We start from the raw sequence: 16,366 nt of genomic DNA, 5'->3' as shown, positions 1-16,366 counted from the left end.
TATACCGGCGCCTCCCAGCCCATATATCTGAAGATGAACTCCTGCCTTTTCGTGTTCGCGATATGATCCTTCCCCCTGATGACATGGGTCATCCCAAGGAGGTGATCATCTACCGCCACGGAAAGGTTCATGAGCGGGTATACGATAGCATCAACCCGCTGGTGAGGAGTGGACGTAAGAACCCGGAACAGTGGATAGTCACGCATGGCCGGGTCAGGATGAGAGAGATCGGTCTTTAACCTGACACCAACCTCACCCTCGGCAAATGCCCCGTCAAGCATCTGTTCAAAGAGGTCCAGTGCTTCTTCAGGGGACTGACTCCGGCAGGGACAGGCGGTCTTGTGCATCTTGAGATCCTTGAACTTCTCGTTGTCACACCGGCAGACATAAGCATGGCCTTTCTGAATGAGCTCCTTTCCGACCTCATAATATTTTGAGAACCGATCTGACTGGAAGATGGTTTCAGCGATGGAAAGACCCATCCATGCGATATCCTCCCTGACCATATCATAGGCCTCGGGATCCACCCGTTTTGGATCGGTGTCCTCTATCCGGAGGATATACTTCCCGCCATACCGCCGTATGTACTCATCGTTGAGAAATGCTGCCCGTGCATGTCCAAGATGAAGCGGCCCTGAGGGATTGGGAGCAAACCGCATCACAACCCCCTTTTCAGCCTTTGGAAGATCCGGAAGACCGGTCTTCTTCTTCTCCTTCTTTTCAAAGAGGGAGGCATACTGGTCAGGAGCTATGGTTTTCAGCTTCTCTTCCCGATCTTCGGCAGATAACGAAGAAACCTCTTCCAGAACCGATCCCAGTAATCCTTTTATCTCACCGGCCTTTGAACGAAGTTCCGGATGGGTTCCAAGAATGGCACCCATCACTGCCCCTGCAGCCGGCACACTCTTATGTTTCACTGCATTGGAGAGAGCAGCAATGAGTAATACAGAACGCACGTCGTCCATCAGTAGTCCCTTTTGATAAAGTACCAGGCAAGATCAGCAAGCAGTTTCTTTTCTTTCGTATCAGGAAGGACAGAAAGCCCATTGATTGCAGAACTGATCATATCATTCGCTTCCTGCTCTACGGAGTGAATCACCCCTTTTTCATTCAGCAGTGCAATGAGGGACACGATGTCTTCTTTGCTCAGAGAGCGACGCCAGGGTTTGAGATCAATCCCCTTCTCCCGTGCAGTAATGGCAATCAGAGTTTGTTTTCCTTCTCTGATGTCTGATGCCTGATCCTTTCCTGATTTTTCAGATGAGGCGAGGAGATCAATGAGATCATCCTGAATCTGGAAGGCTGCACCGATCTTGCACCCGTACGTATAGAGTGCATCACCCTGTGCATCAGAGCCGCCTGCAAGAAGGGAACCAATAGCTGCTGCAGCACCATAGAGCACACCAGTCTTCTTGGTGATCATCTCCAGGTACTCATCTCTGGTCACATCTTCCCGTTCTTCAAAAGACATATCCTGCTGCTGGCCTTCGCATATCTCCTCACAGGTTCGTGCAAGAAGAGATATCGCCCGGACCTTTGCACCTTCCGGAGCTTCCGCATTACAGATAAGGAAGAATGCACGGGCATAGAGAACATCTCCGGCAAGTATTGCAGCAGGTTCACCCCAGAGGGTATGTACGGTCTTCTGACCCCGACGATACACATCCTTGTCCATGATGTCATCATGAATCAGAGTGAAGTTATGAGTCACCTCAAGGGCAAGGCCGGCTTGCATTATCTTCTGTGATGACCCCGGATGCACGGCATCGGCTGCCAGTTTGAATAATGCCGGGCGGAGACGTTTTCCTCCGGCGAATAACAGGTGATTTGCTGCCCTGGAGAGGGCAGTTTTCGGATCTCCATAACAATCCTGCAGGAGAGAATTGACCTCGTCTGCTGTTTTTTTCAGGTATGTCTCAAGCTCCATACGTAATCTGTTCCTTATGCCAGTTTCTGTCTCTGACCGTTTGCCATCAGGAAGAAATCCTTGTTCAGGGTGTATCCTAGTTCTGTTGCAAGCCCCAGATACTCTGAGGTAAGATCAATCCCACCATGAGCTGATACAATAAATTGCGGATTTAAGAGATGGACCATCTCATAATGATCCTCGCAGTATGCATGACCGCTCACGTGGAGTTCATCAAATATCCTCGCACCCTGCGATTTTAACATGGTAAACATCCGGTACCGCTGGGCACGATTCATATCATTCGGGATCAGCTGGGCACTGATCATCACCTTGTCACCCCGTTCTATCTTATACGGAGTGTCATTCTGGGCGATCCTTGTCAGAATTGAACCTGGTTCTCCCTGGTGACCGGTAACAATCGGTACATACTGTTCCTTTCCTGATTTAATCAGCCGGCGCAGTGTTCGTTCAACCACCCGGCGGTTTCCGAATACACTCGTAGTGTCTGGGAACCGGACCATCTTCATCTGTTCTGCTGTGACACAGTACCGTTCCATGGAACGTCCAAGGAGCAGGGGTTTACGCCCAATCTCATGTGCACATTCAGCGATGGTCTTTACCCGTGCGATATGCGATGCAAAGGTGCTGACGATTATCGCGTTCTTGTCATCTTCGTAACTGGTGATAACGTCACGGACCATGTTTTTGGCAATCTGCTCACTCGGACACCGGCCTTTCTTGTTCACATTGGTGGACTCGGTGATCAGACAGAGCACCCCTTCTTTCCCAATCTTTTTGAGTTTGGCAAAGTCCGGCGGTTCCCCGAGAACAGGATTCCGATCAAGTTTAAAGTCCAGAGCATAGACGATGGCCCCTTTTGGTGTATACAGGGCAACCGTTGCCGTATCAATAATACTGTGCTGTGTCCGGACAAATTCCATTCCCAGAGTATTTGAGATATTGTATCGTTGTCCGCATTTCAGTGCAATCAGTTTGTTATTGACTCCGAACTTCTTTTCACCCTCAATCTGCTGCTTTACCAGCTCAATGGTATATGGAGTCCCGATAATAGGAGCATTGTACCGGTGAACCAGTTTTGGTACTGCCCCGATATGATCCAAATGACCATGGGAGAGGATAACGGCCCTGACCGTCCCTTCAAGCTGGTTCATCACGGTATCATCAGGTATTACACCCATCTGGATAAGGTCCAGGGAATGGGTATTTTCCATCTCTATATCGGGATACATCATCAGGGAATCAAGCCTGATCCCCATATCAAATATTACTATCTCCTTTCCGCAGCGGACGGCGGTCATATTTCGCCCAAACTCATTATACCCGCCCACTGCAAGGATCTCAATGTCCAATTCTGTCTCCTCCTGGAAGATTTTCTATCATTTCCCGTGTCTTACCGGTGAGATACCACCGGGCCTGTGGTAACTCGGATATTCGGGTTTTTCCGGTAAGGAACATACTTATCCGGAGTTCCTGGTGAATGGTCCGGATAGTTTCCCGTAATACATCAGGGCCTTCGCAGGCGGGTTTTAAGAGTGGAAGTGCCATTCCGGCAAGATGGGCACCCATTACCAGTGCCTTTGTGATATCTATTCCGGATCGAATCCCCCCGCTTGCTATAACCGGTCCCCCACACCGGGCTGTTTCATACAGGCTTACTACAGTCGGAAGACCCCACTCTCCAAACCGCTCGCCTAATCCCTTCAGGTGCAGATCTTCTCTGCCGGCAACACTCCCCGACCGGTGGCTTTCAATAAGGGCCCATGATGAGCCCCCATATCCACCAATATCCACACATGCTGCTCCTGCACCAAAGCACCGGATCCCGGTTTCATATGAAATGCCCGAACCGGTCTCCTTTACTATTACCGGAACCTTCAGGTCCCTGCAGAGTTCACGAAGAGCGGCATAGCATCCGCCGGCATCATGATCTCCTTCCGGTTGAATTGCTTCCTGAAGGAAGTTGAGATGGATGGCAAGGGCATCAGCATCGATCATCTCAACCGCACGTTCCGCCCACTCAATACCATGATCCCTGAGCTGCACAATGCCCAGGTTCCCGACAATAAATGTATCGGGTGCTTTTTCTCTGACAATAGAGAAGGTATCGGCCAGCTCGGGGTTTTCTATTGCAGCCCGCTGGGATCCGACACCGATACCAAGGCCAAATTCACCAGCTATCTCTCCAAGAACCGCATTGACATCCTTTGTCTCCGGATGTCCGCCGGTCATGGCAGATATAAACAAGGGAGAGCCCAGATTATGCCCTAAAAACCGGGTCTCAAGTGACAGACGGTCCATATCACAGTCGGGGAGTGCTTCATGGACCAGCCTGATATCATCAAAGCCGGTGCTGCCTGATTCAATATGTTCATCAAGACAGATACGAAGGTGATCAAGTTTGCGGGAGGAGGTAAATTCCCTGCGGTTCATGCTTCCTCCGGCAGGATCCTGGTGCCTCCATGATCTGCCCCGCCTAAAAAGTCCTGAAGTCGTGAGATATGGAATATGTCAGATTCAATACCCATATCTGCAAGACGAAGGAGTTCTGAAATTTTTCCCTGCATTCCTCCGGTCACATCTACTGAGCCGGAGCCTCCAATCCTTATGGTATGCGCCATTGTCCGGCGCAGTTCCCTCACAACTGACCCATCAGCATCCAGAAGACCAGGTACATCGGTTGCAAGCCCGATGCGTTTCATACCCAGCTGCTGTGCCAATACCCTGACCAGTTGATCACCGGAAACAATACATGCCCCTTTCTCGGTATCCATGACCACATCACCATGCAGAACCGGTACGATACCAAGATCGATCATGAGATGAAGGTGGGTCAGGCAGTAGCCGGAGAGTTCTCCTCCGGATGCGACCATGCCTTCAAGCGGATGGACACTGACCGCTTCTATTCCTTCGGTACGAAGGATGCGGACAACCAGTTCATTCAGGGCAGATACCGCATGATGTGTCTCATAAATTCCTTCCCGATTCTCTCGGGAGACACCACTCTGGATATGATACTGCCTGGCCTGTGGATGCCCGCATGACCCGGCGCCATGAATGAGAAGCAGAGGAATATCTGCATACTCTTTCAGAGCCCGTGCTATATCTTGCAGGACATTCTCACGAATAACTCCTGCATCACCCCGTTCCTTATCGGTGATGACGCTCCCACCAAGTTTTAAAATGATCCGATCAGGCATCCCGCTCCTTTCTCAATCCTTCTGTATCAATGCAGGTGATAATTGCCCTGCCATCAAACACCTCAATGGCTCCTGCTATTCTGGCCCTGATATTTTTGGGTGCCAGAGCGACCATACATCCCCCACCTCCGGCACCCGTTATCTTTGCACCAAATGCACCGGTTGAACGTGCCGCAAGAACCAGCCGCGAGAGCTGGGGATGGCCCACACCGAGCATCTCAAGCAGACAGTTATTCATATCCATGAGTTTTCCAAGGTATGCCGGTTCGTCAAGATGTTTCATGGCATCCATGACGATCGCTTCGATCGAGTCCAGAACCGGGTTGATGATTGCCGGGTGTTTCGATCTCAGTTCTGCCACCTTTTCAACCATTCTGCTGGTCGAATGTGAGATCTGGCTGTTTCCTATCACCAGGTGATAATTCTGGGGAGCCAGACGTTTCCTCGTTCCTTCCTTGATGAGAAACATACCGCCGTATGTTGATACGGTCGTGTCAGTTGCACTTGCCCGGCCTTTCTGGACTTTTTTCTCTATCTTCCAGGCAAGTTCGGCTATCTGTTCCTTACTTCGCCCCATATCAAATTCATCATTAATTGCTGCGAGTGTTGCCACCGTCACTGCAGCTGATGAACCAAGGCCTGAAGAACTTGGAAGTTGTGAATTGATATACACACTTCCCTTCACACCAAATTCCCGAAAGCACTGATCAATATAGGGTGATTTCGCGTGATGCGGATGACTTGTTTTTCTGACAGTGACATATACCCGTGGTCTTATTGCAAGTGCTATCCCAGGTTTCTCATAGAGAACAGCATGTTCTCCGAATAAGAACACTTTTCCGGGTGCACTCCAGGTTGCCACTATCGCACCGCCAATGCCGCATAGCCTACGACCTGGTCATAATCACCACTTGTCTCTCCTGAAGTGGTATATTCGAGCAGATCGCACCGGGTCTTCCCCCGGGTCCTGAGTACTTCCATCATGCATCCTATGGGACCATATCCGCAGGCAGTGATATTATGCGACTGTATTCTGGAAAAAAACTCAGGGACATCCATCTGTAAAAGTGCCTCTATCGCATAGTGATCATCGCGGTATGCCTTTTCGGCAGAGACATAATGAGAGAAGTCACTTGATGCCACAATTTTTACCGGTTTTTGATATTTTTCCAGAGCGGTGATGATTATTGACGATATCCGATGAACTTCCTGTAAGGTCTGATGACCCATCATGAGCGGAACAATTCTGGACCGTGGAAACCTGTACTGGATAAACGGCATCTGCACTTCCAGGGAGTTCTCAGAGCCATAACTCATCGCCCGTTCATCAACCGGGAGATGAATACAGGATCCAAGTTCTGTATCCGGTTCCAGCATCCCGAGCGGGGTCTCCCAGGGAACCTGCGATATACAGGTGGGAAAACCCCGGTGACTGGGACCTATGACCAGAAATGTTCCGTCAAACTTCTCATCAAATGCAGCAAATGCCTTCGCTGCAGTTTTTCCGGAGTATACATATCCGGCATGAGGGGATACCACCCCCGCTGCATCGCCGGAAGATGTCACATTTCGAAAGAGTTCAGACAGGAGTTGTCTGAGACGTCCGGGGTCACCAGGATAGAACATCCCGGCGACGGTACTGGCCCTGCTCTTCATGGACGAGGGATTGATCCCGGTTACGTTTCAGGATATCGGTTCCTGATGATCCCTTGACGAGGATATCACATCTCGGTTTCGAAGTCTTCAGGGGTCAGGGAGGTATTGTATCCCTTATGACGGAGGAACTCCTTAGTCAGGAGGAAGTAAATCATGGAGAGTGCTTTGCGCCCCTTGTTATTGGTCGGGACGACGACATCCACCAGACTTGTCATATTGTTGGTATCACAAAGGGCTACCACCGGAATGCTGACCTGAATGGCTTCCTTGATGACCTGCAGGTCACTGACCGGGTCAGTTACGACGACAACATCAGGTTCTGCATAGCGTGGAAGCAGCGGGTTTGTCAGAGTTCCAGGAATATATCTGCCGATGATCGGGGTTGCACCGATGGAATCTGCAAACCGGCGTGCAGGATACTGGCCGTACTGACGTGAAGTGACTACCAGTATCTTTGCCGGATCATACTGGGAAAGGAACTTTGCGGCAAGTTTAATCCGCTCGTCGGTCTCCCGGATATCCAGAATGTATAATCCATCCCCGCGGACGCGGTAGATGAAGTTCTTCATGTCGCTGCTCTTCTGCTGGGTTCCGATGTGGACACCTGCTGCAAGATACTCTTCAACTGAAACAAGAGGCTCGTTCAGTTCAATCTCCATTTCATTTCCGTTCATAGATACTCTCCTCAATCCGTATGAGTTCGTTTAATTTGGCTGTCCGCTCCCCGCCGACAACCCCCGTTTTTATGAATATACACTGAAATGCGCATCCAAGATGAGCAATGGTTGTGTCTTCAGTCTCACCAGACCGGTGACTTATGACTGTCTCCATTCCATGACGCTTTGCAAGGGTTATCGCTTCATGGGTATCAGTCAGAGTCCCGATCTGATTTGGCTTGATAAGCACACAATTGGCACTCCCATGAGAGATACCTTCCTGGATGCGTTTTGTGTTTGTTACAAAGAGGTCATCCCCGCAGATAAGACACCGGTTTCCTGCCTCCCTGTTCAGGGCAGCAAATCCTTCGTAATCTTCCTCATACAGGGGATCCTCCACATAGATCAGATCAAATTCATCGATCAGGTCTGCAATATAGGTAACCTGATCTTCTGGTGATCTGACGGTCCCGTCCCGGTACCGGTACATTCCGGATTCAGGATCATAGAGCTGACTGGCTGCTGCATCAATCCCCGGACTTATCTCAAATCCTGTTTCATCAGAAACCTGGGATATCGCCTCAGCCAGAATCCTGAACGCTTCAGGATCAGAGATCGGGGGAGCCCATGCCCCTTCATCCCCTTTTCCTGCGCGTATTCCACGTTTTTTCAGCAGATCATATACAGTTTTATGAACCTGCGCATTTGCGAAGATACCATCACGAACACGCTCACAGCCGGTTGGGACGACAAGAAATTCCTGAAACTGTGTGGCATGGGATGCATGAGCACCCCCGCCGATGATATTGCCAAGCGGACGCGGGGCAGAGTCCACAAATACTCCGCCAATATGCTGCCAGAGCGGAATATTTGTTGCGTCTGCTGCTGCTTTTGCCATGGCAAGAGAGAGGGCAACTGCGACATTTGCTCCGATTCCGGAGAAATTATCAGTCCCGTCAATCTCATGGAGCAGGGAATCAACACCAATCTGATCTGACGAATCGATGCCGATAAGATGGGGAATTACCTGTCCTTGTGCATCAGGTATAGCAAGAGCCGGATCCCGTACTGCAGCTTCGTGTATGCCGGTACTTGCACCACCCGGCGCTGCCGCTCTCCCAAATCCGTGTTCAGTCCTGACCTCAGCTTCAACCGTCTTTCTTCCTCTGGAATCGAGGATGGTTCGCAGAGTTATTGCGCGCGTGATGGTCATCCGAATACCTATCTCCGTTTCACTGTTATCGGAATAACCTCACGGTCGAATTCCTCCATCGCTATCTCAAGTGGATCAATACTTGAGGTGGCAATGAGGATCGGGGCACCCATAGATATCTGAAGTGCCCGGGCGCCGACAATCCGCGCCTTCTCATAGCGAGTATAAGTTTGCATGCGTAACTCCTCAAAAATCCGTTGGCACAAGAATGGGGTCGCTGAGATTCGAACTCAGGTCAGAGCGTCCCGAACGCCCTAGGATGGTCCAGGCTACCCTACGACCCCTCATTGGTATGGGTTAAGCTCGTCAATAATCTCCTTGTGCGTGAGTAACATACGCCGGCAACAATACCGATCCATTCCGAGATCGTCGAGGATCCTTTTTGGATCCTCGCTCGCATCCCGACGGCGTTTATATTCCTCGTATGCAGTGGAGATTACCTTTCCGCAGGTGAAACAGCGAACCGGTATCATCTGGTTGCTCCACTAATGTTATAGTTCATACTAATAAAGCTCACCGGTATGACTTCTGGAATTTCTTCCGTGCCCCACGACCATGTGGCTTCTTTGCTTCTTTCTGACGTGAGTCATTCACGAGCAGACTGCGATCATACACGTGATATACGTCTTTCATACGGGGATCATTGTGCCACTTGACAATTCCCCTGGCAAGGGCTGTGCGTGCAGCTTCTGCCTGCCCCATGATACCTCCGCCGGCCACCTTGATGGAGACATCCACTCCATCCAGCACACCCGGAAGCAGCTGGAGTGGTTCGGATATCTTCATTCTGGCAAGCTCGGTGGAGAACACATCAAGCAGCAGGGAGTTGATACGAACTACCCCTTTACCAGGCCGGAATGTTGCCCGTGCAACCGCGGTTTTTCTCTTTCCACTGGTATTGATTATTCTCATCAGAGGTCACCTGATCAGTATTTTGCTCCAAGGAACGTGCTGACTGCACCAAGTGTCACGTGTGACGGGTTACCCAGCCGCTTCTTGCTTGCATCCTCAATCGTTTCAAATGGCTGTCCGGATAACTCATCCGGGACACCGACATAGATTCTGATCCGCTTCATGGCCTCAATTCCCCGCTCACGCTTATAGGGAATCATACCACGAATGGTACGTTTCAGAATGTGATCCGGTCTTCGGGGGAAGAACGGACCACCCTCGCGAGAACCGCGCTGGCGTTTCTGCTTGTAGTTGCCAAGAACCCGTGCACGGTTTCCTGATATCACTGCCTTTTCAGCATTAACCACTGCTATCTCTTCACCTGCAAGGGCACGCTTTGCAACATTGCTGGCAAGTCTTCCGAGAAGCAGGCCATCACCGTCAATTACTACTACCATGATATCTACCTACCTCAGTATCCTTGTCCTGCTTCCCTTCGGGTTCTGGGAGAGCAACTGTTCAATGCTGATGCACTGCCCCTTTGCCTCAGTGATCTTGCTTACTGCAGCATCTGAAAAGCTCAGTGCAGCAACTGTCACGCCTGCCTCTACAACTCCGCTCCCAAGCACCTTACCCGGAACAATCAGGGTCTCCCCTTCCTGTGCATACCGGTTAATCTTGCTGACGTTTACTTCCGCGTAGTTTTTCCGCGACTTCTCAAGCCTGGATGCGATATCGCTCCAGATCTCAACTTCGTTCTCACGCGACGTCTGCTTCAGGAGTCTGATGAGTTCGGCAAGGCGCGGATTGGACTTATCATTCCTTCTGGTCATGCTCCGTTACCCTCTAATTTCACTTAAAGCCTCGTGTAATTCATCTGACTGTTTTTTCAGAAACAGCAGTCCATGCTTGATAATTCTGACCGTTGGTAATGCTCCGGCACTCTCGACGGTGAAGAGGAATCTCCGGTCATCCATTCCGATATGAATAGCCGGTTCATCCCCGATACCGCTGTTCAGACATGCCTGCTCACACAGCCGGCACAGTGAACATGATGCAAGACCACCATCCTTTACCCCGACAGCAGAACCCTTCACTTCCAGAATCTCCTTTGGGCAGACTTCAACACACAGACCACACCCGTCACACCGCTCGTCGTGGGTGATGATGGGATAGTTCTTGTAACCGCATACCGTCGTCGGGGACCATTTTGCATGTTCCATTCCCCGCTCCATGTATGCTTGTGCCTCGATCACAACCTTCTGGTTCTTCTCAAGTTTTACGATGGGAATATTGTCTTCTGCCGGTCTTACCACTGCATCCTGAGAGATAAGATCACCTGACATCACAACACCCGGACCTTCAACACTCATGGTGAGCGTGACCGTGCATCGTGGACAGCCGGCCCCATTACAGGAACACTGGCTGCGGGGGACAAAACTGTCAGGATCAGTGACCAGCGGGATGAGACCCAGCCGGTGAGTCAGAATTTCGTCGAAGAGAGCACTGGTATTGTCGTAAATCTTGACGTCCTCAATTGCAAAGGTCATAACTTCGCTGACCATTGCACGGCGGAGTGCATTTGCAAACGCGATTGGGGCATCACTGAGAACAAACGACGCAGCTTTCTCTTCAAGACTGCTGAATTCGATCTTCATCAGACTCTACGACCCCTTCTCCCGCCTTTTGGCCTGATTGAGTCGTGTGGTACCGGAGTTACATCTTCGATAAGTCCGATACGCATCCCTGCACGGGCAAGTGCACGAATTGCTGCCTGGGCACCTGGTCCGGGAGAACGCTGTTTTCCACGACCCGGGGCACGGACCTTCACATGAAGACCAACAATTCCTTTTTCTCGTGCTGCCTGGGCAACATTACCGGCCATCTGCATTGCTGCATATGGAGAACTCTCGTTCCGGTCCTGCTTGACGACCATACCACCTGAACTCTTGGTAATGGTCTCAGCACCGGTCAGATCTGTTACCGTGATGATGGTATTATTAAATGATGCGTAGATATGAGCAACGCCCCATTTTTCCTTCCCTTCACTCATGATTATCTCCCAACCTTTGCAATCCGCTGGCGTTCTGAGTGAATATCACTGACCAGTGGTGAAGACCCAGCGTATGAGATCTCTTCTTGTTCCTTTGCGCTTACCGTGTATCCCGGAATGGTAACACGGCGTCCGCCTATTGCAATATGTCCATGAGTAATGAACTGGCGTGCCTGCTTTGGTGAACGTGCAAATCCACGCCGGTAGACCTGAGTCTGAAGTCTCCGGTCAAGCTGCTGCTCCACTTTGAGTGCAAGCACATCATCAATATCTGCATTCTCTGAAAGCATTCCGGAACGCTGCAGAGAGCCGATCAGTTCATCCTTCTTCCGTTCAACACGTGCCTGTTCTGAACCGGTAGACTGCAGAGCAATGATCTCACGAGCTGCTTTGCGGTACTTCCGGAGTGCACCCTTGGCAATCCAGACTTCCCGCTTGTTTCTGAGACCATACTCAATAACAAGGCGGGTCTCTTCCTCAATACGGGAGAGTTCGAACGGACGCTTGGGTGTCTGGTACTGTTTGTGATTTTTACCTGGATAGCCCATGTTTCATCCCGCCTAGGCTTTCTTTCTCTTCACACCGACGATAAGGCCGGTTCTTCCGGTAGACTTGGTACGCTGACCACGGACTTTCTGGCCGGTCTCATGTCTGATACCGCGGTATGCACGGATCTTCTTGAGCAGGTTGATGTCATCATCAACGGTCATCGTGACATCTGCTCCGAGCAGATGACGCTTGACACCGGTATAGACGTCCTTGGGGCGGTTACTCATCCAGACTGGAATCCGGTCGGCATAGTTACTGACGACTTCACGGATCCGGTCAACAGATGCTTCATCAAGTTTACCCATCAATACGTTCTTTTCAACACCTGCAGTTTCAGCAATGAACTTGGCAGTATGTCGTCCGACCCCTTTGATACCGGTCAGGGAAATAAGAACGGGCTTCGTCCCGTCAAGGTCGGTATTATGAACCCTGACAAAGTAGTTTATCTCCTGGTCATCCTGAGCCATGCAATGCCTCACTTCAGGGAATTGCCTGCGTGTCAGCGTTGAGGGAGGGATTTGAACCCCCGAGTCCCAAGGGACACAGGGTTAGCAACCCTGCGCCATACCTGGCTTGGCTACCTCAACATGCAAAATCGCATCATATCGACACTCGCAACAGAATCTCTGCTGCTACAGGAATTGTGCTTACTAATGTGGATGGGAATGAGATATAAGGGTTATGATATCTGACTCTCATTGCCATAGAATCATGAATGTCCAGACCGGCGGATCCCTGCGGCAAGAAGGGCTGATATAACAAGCGGAAGGGCTATGGTTGCATCACAAAAGCACTGAACTTTCCTGCAGGTACATGACTCTTTTCCCCATGATACCGCCTCTTCAAAGGTACAGCCGGAAAGTCCTCCATAATGTGGCGTATCTGTTGTATACTGGATCGCATAATCATGTCCCCCGCACCCATGATCATGAATGGACGCAATAACCTGTGTCTGCTGGATGAAGTTTTTCGGAACCCCCCCGCCGACATAGATGACACCCGTCTTCTGTGCCTTTTCAACATATCCGGTCAGCTGATCTGTGTCAGCCAGCTGGTCTATCATGACCTGATGACCTCCTCTTCGTGCCATGACAAGAGCAATGCCAATAGACGAGTCACACAGGGCAGGGATGAATATGGGGATATTCAGACGGGCTGCCGTGGCAGTAAGTGATCTTCCGGATGGGTACTTCTGTGTAAGCCATACCCCAAGCTGTCGGATAAAATCTGCAGATGAGCCAGAAAACCCCACAAGTCCCTCTGCAAATTCTGCAATTTTTGCATCAACGCCCCTGAACTGATCCTCATATGCAAAAACATCATAAATCCGATCAATACCCTGTCTGAAAAGGTCCTGGTCATCCACCATATGATGCCCGAGATAATGCCTGATCCCTGCATGCTCACAGATATCGTGGAAGATATTTGCTCCGGTGGAGACCAGCACATCAATAAACCGGTTTTCAAGCAGCGCTATCAGGCATTCCTGCATACCTGCAGGGACCATGGCACCAGACAGTCCGGCAAATATGGTAACATCAGGATCCTCTATCATCTGACTCCATACCGCAACCGATTCACCAAGTTTCCGCCCCTGAAACCCGGTCATACTCATCTGTTTCAGGAGAGAATCAACCCGGGCATCAGGTTTTACCGGCTGCATGGGGTGAAGATTCATACCAGCGGATTCGCTCTGCAGGTATTTGGAAATATCGAAAAAAATTATATAGAATAATGCAGACTTTCAGAGATTAGTCCGAGAGTTTGCTTATTACTATGAAGTGCGTTTTGTATGCACGCCTTGGATTAATCTTCTTTTCATCTCGACCATTCCAAGACGTCAGACAAAGCACTATAACGCCCTGATAAGGGATTGACGGGTAACGATTCCGATTACTTTCCCATTATCTGTGACAGGAAGGCTGCTGATGTTCTTTGAAAGCATCTTTGACACAACCTCCGGGATCGTTGCACTCTTTTCAACAGTCATTACCGGAGAACTCATAATATCCCTGACCAGAATATTGCGTATCTGATGTTCCTGGTGCCGGTCATCAACTGCTTCACGGAATTTGGTAAGAGCAACTGCAACATCGGTCTCAGAGACCAGTCCTGCGATCTTGTTGTCAGCCATGACAACATATCTGGCAATCTTCTCATCAACCATCTTCCGGCGCAGATGAACCATCCGTTCTCCGGCCTCTATTACATGGTGAGGCTCAGTGACCGAGGAGAGGTCCCCTTCTGGAACCATCTTAGCGAGTAAGTCTCCATATGCCACCTGTCCGACAATCTTGTTGTCTTCATTGTATACAACAGCCAGTTTTGCCTGGTTCTGAAGAAGCGGGATCAGGACATCGATCTCCTGGTCCTCATATACAATGGTAAATTCGGTGTCAATGGTATTGGAGACGTGGATCGCGGTTGGTGCGACTTCAGAGCTGTGTCTGGCACCAAGTTTTTCAACTATCTTCTGACGGGATACAGTCCCGACCACTTCATCGTGGTGAAGTACCACGAGGGGATCAAGTCCGGTATCAAGCATTTTATCCAGGGCATCGGTGACCGGAGCAGACTTTGCTACCGTAACCGGTTTTGCCATCACGTCTCGTACAAGTATGGTATTGGTCATTGAACCACTTCCCGTATTATGTCATCTCTGGTAATTATTCCTTTTATGCCGTTCCCGCCAGAGATTATCACACTCTGACAGGCAGTCTCTAACATGACCGCCACGGCTTCTCTGGTTCTCGCTGTCTCAGGAAGAGACGGGATTGTCGGCCTCATCATCCCTGCTGCGGTACCAGACCCCGCATTTTCAGGGTTATCTACATAAAAGGCAAGATCACTTTCGGTAATAATCCCGACAGCTCCTCCATCATCAACAACGATTACTGCCCCTGCTCCTTTTTTCATGAGGTCAACCACATGCACCGGGGAGTGCTCCGGGGTGACCATTGCTGGTTCATGCATTATCTCATGGACCGGAATATCCAGTTGTGCCACCAATTGTGAGCGCAAAATGTCAGTCCTGGTCAGAATGCCCAGAACCATCCCCTGATCAATAACCGGAGCTCCCGAGATATCATGACTGACCAGGAGCAGGAGCGCATCACGAATGCTGCTGTCTGGGGATAAACTCACGAGGTCAGTACTCATCACCTGACTTAAGGCGGCACTATCCATCTTCCGATGCCGCCAGTCCGGATCATTCTTCCGCAGACGAAACCCGATATCCTTCTTTGTAATGATTCCTTGTGCGCGACCATCATCAACGACAAGAACCCTGGATATCTTATGCCTGAGCATCAGGTTTCGTGCATGTGAGACGGTATCTCCCGGCTTTGCGGCATGTACCGGTGTAGACATCAGATCTGAAACCAGCATCACTTATCTCCTGTCACTATTCGCCGGTGAGAACGCCCTGACCAGATCAAACTCTGTGACCAGACCCACCAGTCTGCTCTGATCTATCACCGGCAGAGCACCGACCTTCTTTGCCATCATGGCCCGTGCTGCATCGGTCACGGTTGCATCAGGATCGGTTGTGAACAGGTTTCCGCTTAAGAGATCCCGGACCGGGATGTTCATGACCTCTGCCACATCCCCGGTGACCAGTTTTTCAAAAACCCGTCCGGTCCCGATGTACCGCACGATGTCGGTTGCGGTGATTATCCCGAATAACACATCATTTTTCACAATGGGCAGACGTCTGAACTGGTGTTCTGTCATTACCTTGGTAACAGTCGAGAGCGGACAGTCCGGCTGCTGAACCAGAAGTGAGCGGGTCATAACACTCTCGACCGGCGTTGCGGCATGTGACCGGCACAGGATCTTCAGCACGTCCCGCTCGGTGACAATGCCATTGAGCACCCCGTCCTCATCAACAATCGGAATGCCTCCGATACGATCACGAAGAATGATTTCAAGCGCTTCATTCAGCGTTGCATCAGGCTTGAGGGTCCTGACATCAGTCTTCATGATCTTGCTGACACTTTCGTTGATTGCTGCGAGGAAATTCCCATCATGCTTGACATTGATGAGATTGAAGAGCTCACCGCCGCCAAGAAAATCAATGACATCCCGTGCAGTAATAATTCCTTTCAGCCGATGAGTCCCCGGGTCTACTATGGGCAGTCTGCGAAATCCCCATTGGGTAAGGGTTTCAATTGCTCCAAAGATCCGCATGGTAGGCGGGGCTGAGATCACTTTCGAGGTAGC

Annotated in this window: 22 protein-coding genes and 2 tRNA genes; all 24 read right to left on the bottom strand. The window is 50.4% G+C overall.

Annotated elements, in window-relative coordinates:
* Positions 1 to 965: glutamate--tRNA ligase family protein (locus LDL35_RS01745; protein WP_304018862.1), on the bottom strand; the 965-nt coding region annotated here is incomplete at its 3' end.
* Positions 965 to 1,927, bottom strand: a complete 963-nt coding sequence (locus LDL35_RS01740) for a polyprenyl synthetase family protein (RefSeq protein ID WP_304018860.1) — start codon at positions 1,925 to 1,927, stop codon at positions 965 to 967. The genes LDL35_RS01740 and LDL35_RS01745, both read right to left, overlap by 1 nt.
* Positions 1,928 to 1,941: 14 nt before the next feature.
* On the bottom strand, positions 1,942 to 3,279 hold the full coding sequence (locus LDL35_RS01735) for an RNase J family beta-CASP ribonuclease (protein ID WP_304018858.1): 1,338 nt from the start codon (positions 3,277 to 3,279) through the stop codon (positions 1,942 to 1,944).
* Entirely contained in the window at positions 3,269 to 4,360 is a 1,092-nt protein-coding gene (gene fni, locus LDL35_RS01730; RefSeq protein WP_304018855.1) for a type 2 isopentenyl-diphosphate Delta-isomerase, read from the bottom strand. The genes LDL35_RS01735 and fni overlap by 11 nt, the downstream gene beginning before the upstream one ends.
* Positions 4,357 to 5,127: an isopentenyl phosphate kinase gene (locus LDL35_RS01725; protein WP_304018853.1), complete on the bottom strand. Its 771-nt coding sequence runs from the start codon at positions 5,125 to 5,127 to the stop codon at positions 4,357 to 4,359. Before LDL35_RS01725 ends, fni begins: the two co-directional genes overlap by 4 nt.
* Complete coding sequence (gene mvk / locus LDL35_RS01720) at positions 5,120 to 5,989, bottom strand: mevalonate kinase (protein ID WP_304018851.1); 870 nt, start codon at positions 5,987 to 5,989, stop codon at positions 5,120 to 5,122. The genes LDL35_RS01725 and mvk overlap by 8 nt, the downstream gene beginning before the upstream one ends.
* Positions 5,989 to 6,783 carry an AmmeMemoRadiSam system protein B gene (gene amrB / locus LDL35_RS01715; RefSeq protein ID WP_304018849.1) on the bottom strand — a complete coding sequence of 265 codons (795 nt, stop codon included), beginning with the start codon at positions 6,781 to 6,783 and terminating at the stop codon, positions 5,989 to 5,991. The genes mvk and amrB overlap by 1 nt, the downstream gene beginning before the upstream one ends.
* Positions 6,784 to 6,848: 65 nt before the next feature.
* On the bottom strand, positions 6,849 to 7,457 hold the full coding sequence (rpsB, locus tag LDL35_RS01710; protein WP_304018847.1) for a 30S ribosomal protein S2: 609 nt from the start codon (positions 7,455 to 7,457) through the stop codon (positions 6,849 to 6,851).
* A complete protein-coding gene (eno, locus tag LDL35_RS01705; RefSeq protein ID WP_304018845.1) occupies positions 7,444 to 8,652 on the bottom strand; it encodes a phosphopyruvate hydratase in 1,209 nt (402 codons plus the stop codon). Before eno ends, rpsB begins: the two co-directional genes overlap by 14 nt.
* Positions 8,653 to 8,660: 8 nt before the next feature.
* Positions 8,661 to 8,828 (bottom strand): DNA-directed RNA polymerase subunit K, encoded by a 168-nt coding sequence (locus LDL35_RS01700; protein WP_011449839.1) that lies wholly within the window; start codon positions 8,826 to 8,828, stop codon positions 8,661 to 8,663.
* Positions 8,829 to 8,861: 33 nt separating this feature from the next.
* Positions 8,862 to 8,936, bottom strand: a tRNA-Pro gene (locus LDL35_RS01695).
* Complete coding sequence (locus LDL35_RS01690; RefSeq protein WP_214420208.1) at positions 8,937 to 9,125, bottom strand: DNA-directed RNA polymerase subunit N; 189 nt, start codon at positions 9,123 to 9,125, stop codon at positions 8,937 to 8,939.
* Between the two features lie 40 nt (positions 9,126 to 9,165).
* Positions 9,166 to 9,567 carry a 30S ribosomal protein S9 gene (locus LDL35_RS01685; protein ID WP_304018864.1) on the bottom strand — a complete coding sequence of 134 codons (402 nt, stop codon included), beginning with the start codon at positions 9,565 to 9,567 and terminating at the stop codon, positions 9,166 to 9,168.
* Positions 9,568 to 9,578: 11 nt separating this feature from the next.
* The gene (locus LDL35_RS01680) at positions 9,579 to 10,001 is read right to left on the bottom strand and encodes a 50S ribosomal protein L13 (RefSeq protein ID WP_011449842.1); all 423 of its coding nucleotides are present in this window, start codon (positions 9,999 to 10,001) and stop codon (positions 9,579 to 9,581) included.
* A 9-nt stretch (positions 10,002 to 10,010) separates the two neighbouring features.
* Entirely contained in the window at positions 10,011 to 10,376 is a 366-nt protein-coding gene (locus LDL35_RS01675) for a 50S ribosomal protein L18e (RefSeq protein ID WP_011449843.1), read from the bottom strand.
* 6 nt (positions 10,377 to 10,382) lie between these two features.
* On the bottom strand, positions 10,383 to 11,201 hold the full coding sequence (locus LDL35_RS01670; RefSeq protein ID WP_304018840.1) for a DNA-directed RNA polymerase subunit D: 819 nt from the start codon (positions 11,199 to 11,201) through the stop codon (positions 10,383 to 10,385).
* Entirely contained in the window at positions 11,201 to 11,596 is a 396-nt protein-coding gene (locus LDL35_RS01665; protein ID WP_011449845.1) for a 30S ribosomal protein S11, read from the bottom strand. The genes LDL35_RS01670 and LDL35_RS01665 overlap by 1 nt, the downstream gene beginning before the upstream one ends.
* Before the next feature lie 2 nt (positions 11,597 to 11,598).
* Complete coding sequence (locus LDL35_RS01660; RefSeq protein WP_011449846.1) at positions 11,599 to 12,144, bottom strand: 30S ribosomal protein S4; 546 nt, start codon at positions 12,142 to 12,144, stop codon at positions 11,599 to 11,601.
* A 12-nt stretch (positions 12,145 to 12,156) separates the two neighbouring features.
* The gene (locus LDL35_RS01655; RefSeq protein WP_011449847.1) at positions 12,157 to 12,612 is read right to left on the bottom strand and encodes a 30S ribosomal protein S13; all 456 of its coding nucleotides are present in this window, start codon (positions 12,610 to 12,612) and stop codon (positions 12,157 to 12,159) included.
* Positions 12,613 to 12,648: 36 nt separating this feature from the next.
* Positions 12,649 to 12,732 (bottom strand) — tRNA-Ser (locus LDL35_RS01650).
* A 122-nt stretch (positions 12,733 to 12,854) separates the two neighbouring features.
* The gene (locus tag LDL35_RS01645) at positions 12,855 to 13,823 is read right to left on the bottom strand and encodes a deoxyhypusine synthase (RefSeq protein ID WP_304018836.1); all 969 of its coding nucleotides are present in this window, start codon (positions 13,821 to 13,823) and stop codon (positions 12,855 to 12,857) included.
* A 174-nt stretch (positions 13,824 to 13,997) separates the two neighbouring features.
* Positions 13,998 to 14,777 carry a CBS domain-containing protein gene (locus tag LDL35_RS01640; protein WP_304018833.1) on the bottom strand — a complete coding sequence of 260 codons (780 nt, stop codon included), beginning with the start codon at positions 14,775 to 14,777 and terminating at the stop codon, positions 13,998 to 14,000.
* The gene (locus tag LDL35_RS01635) at positions 14,774 to 15,514 is read right to left on the bottom strand and encodes a CBS domain-containing protein (RefSeq protein WP_304018831.1); all 741 of its coding nucleotides are present in this window, start codon (positions 15,512 to 15,514) and stop codon (positions 14,774 to 14,776) included. Before LDL35_RS01635 ends, LDL35_RS01640 begins: the two co-directional genes overlap by 4 nt.
* 21 nt (positions 15,515 to 15,535) lie before the next feature.
* Positions 15,536 to 16,366, bottom strand: an 831-nt coding sequence (locus LDL35_RS01630) for a CBS domain-containing protein (protein WP_304018829.1), incomplete at its 5' end; no start/stop codon positions are given.

Origin of the sequence: Methanospirillum hungatei, assembly GCF_020216685.1 — an archaeon.
GTDB classification, from domain to species: domain Archaea; phylum Halobacteriota; class Methanomicrobia; order Methanomicrobiales; family Methanospirillaceae; genus Methanospirillum; species Methanospirillum hungatei_B.
Note: the sequence above shows the minus strand (reverse complement) of the source record. Positions and strands in the feature narration are given on the sequence as shown.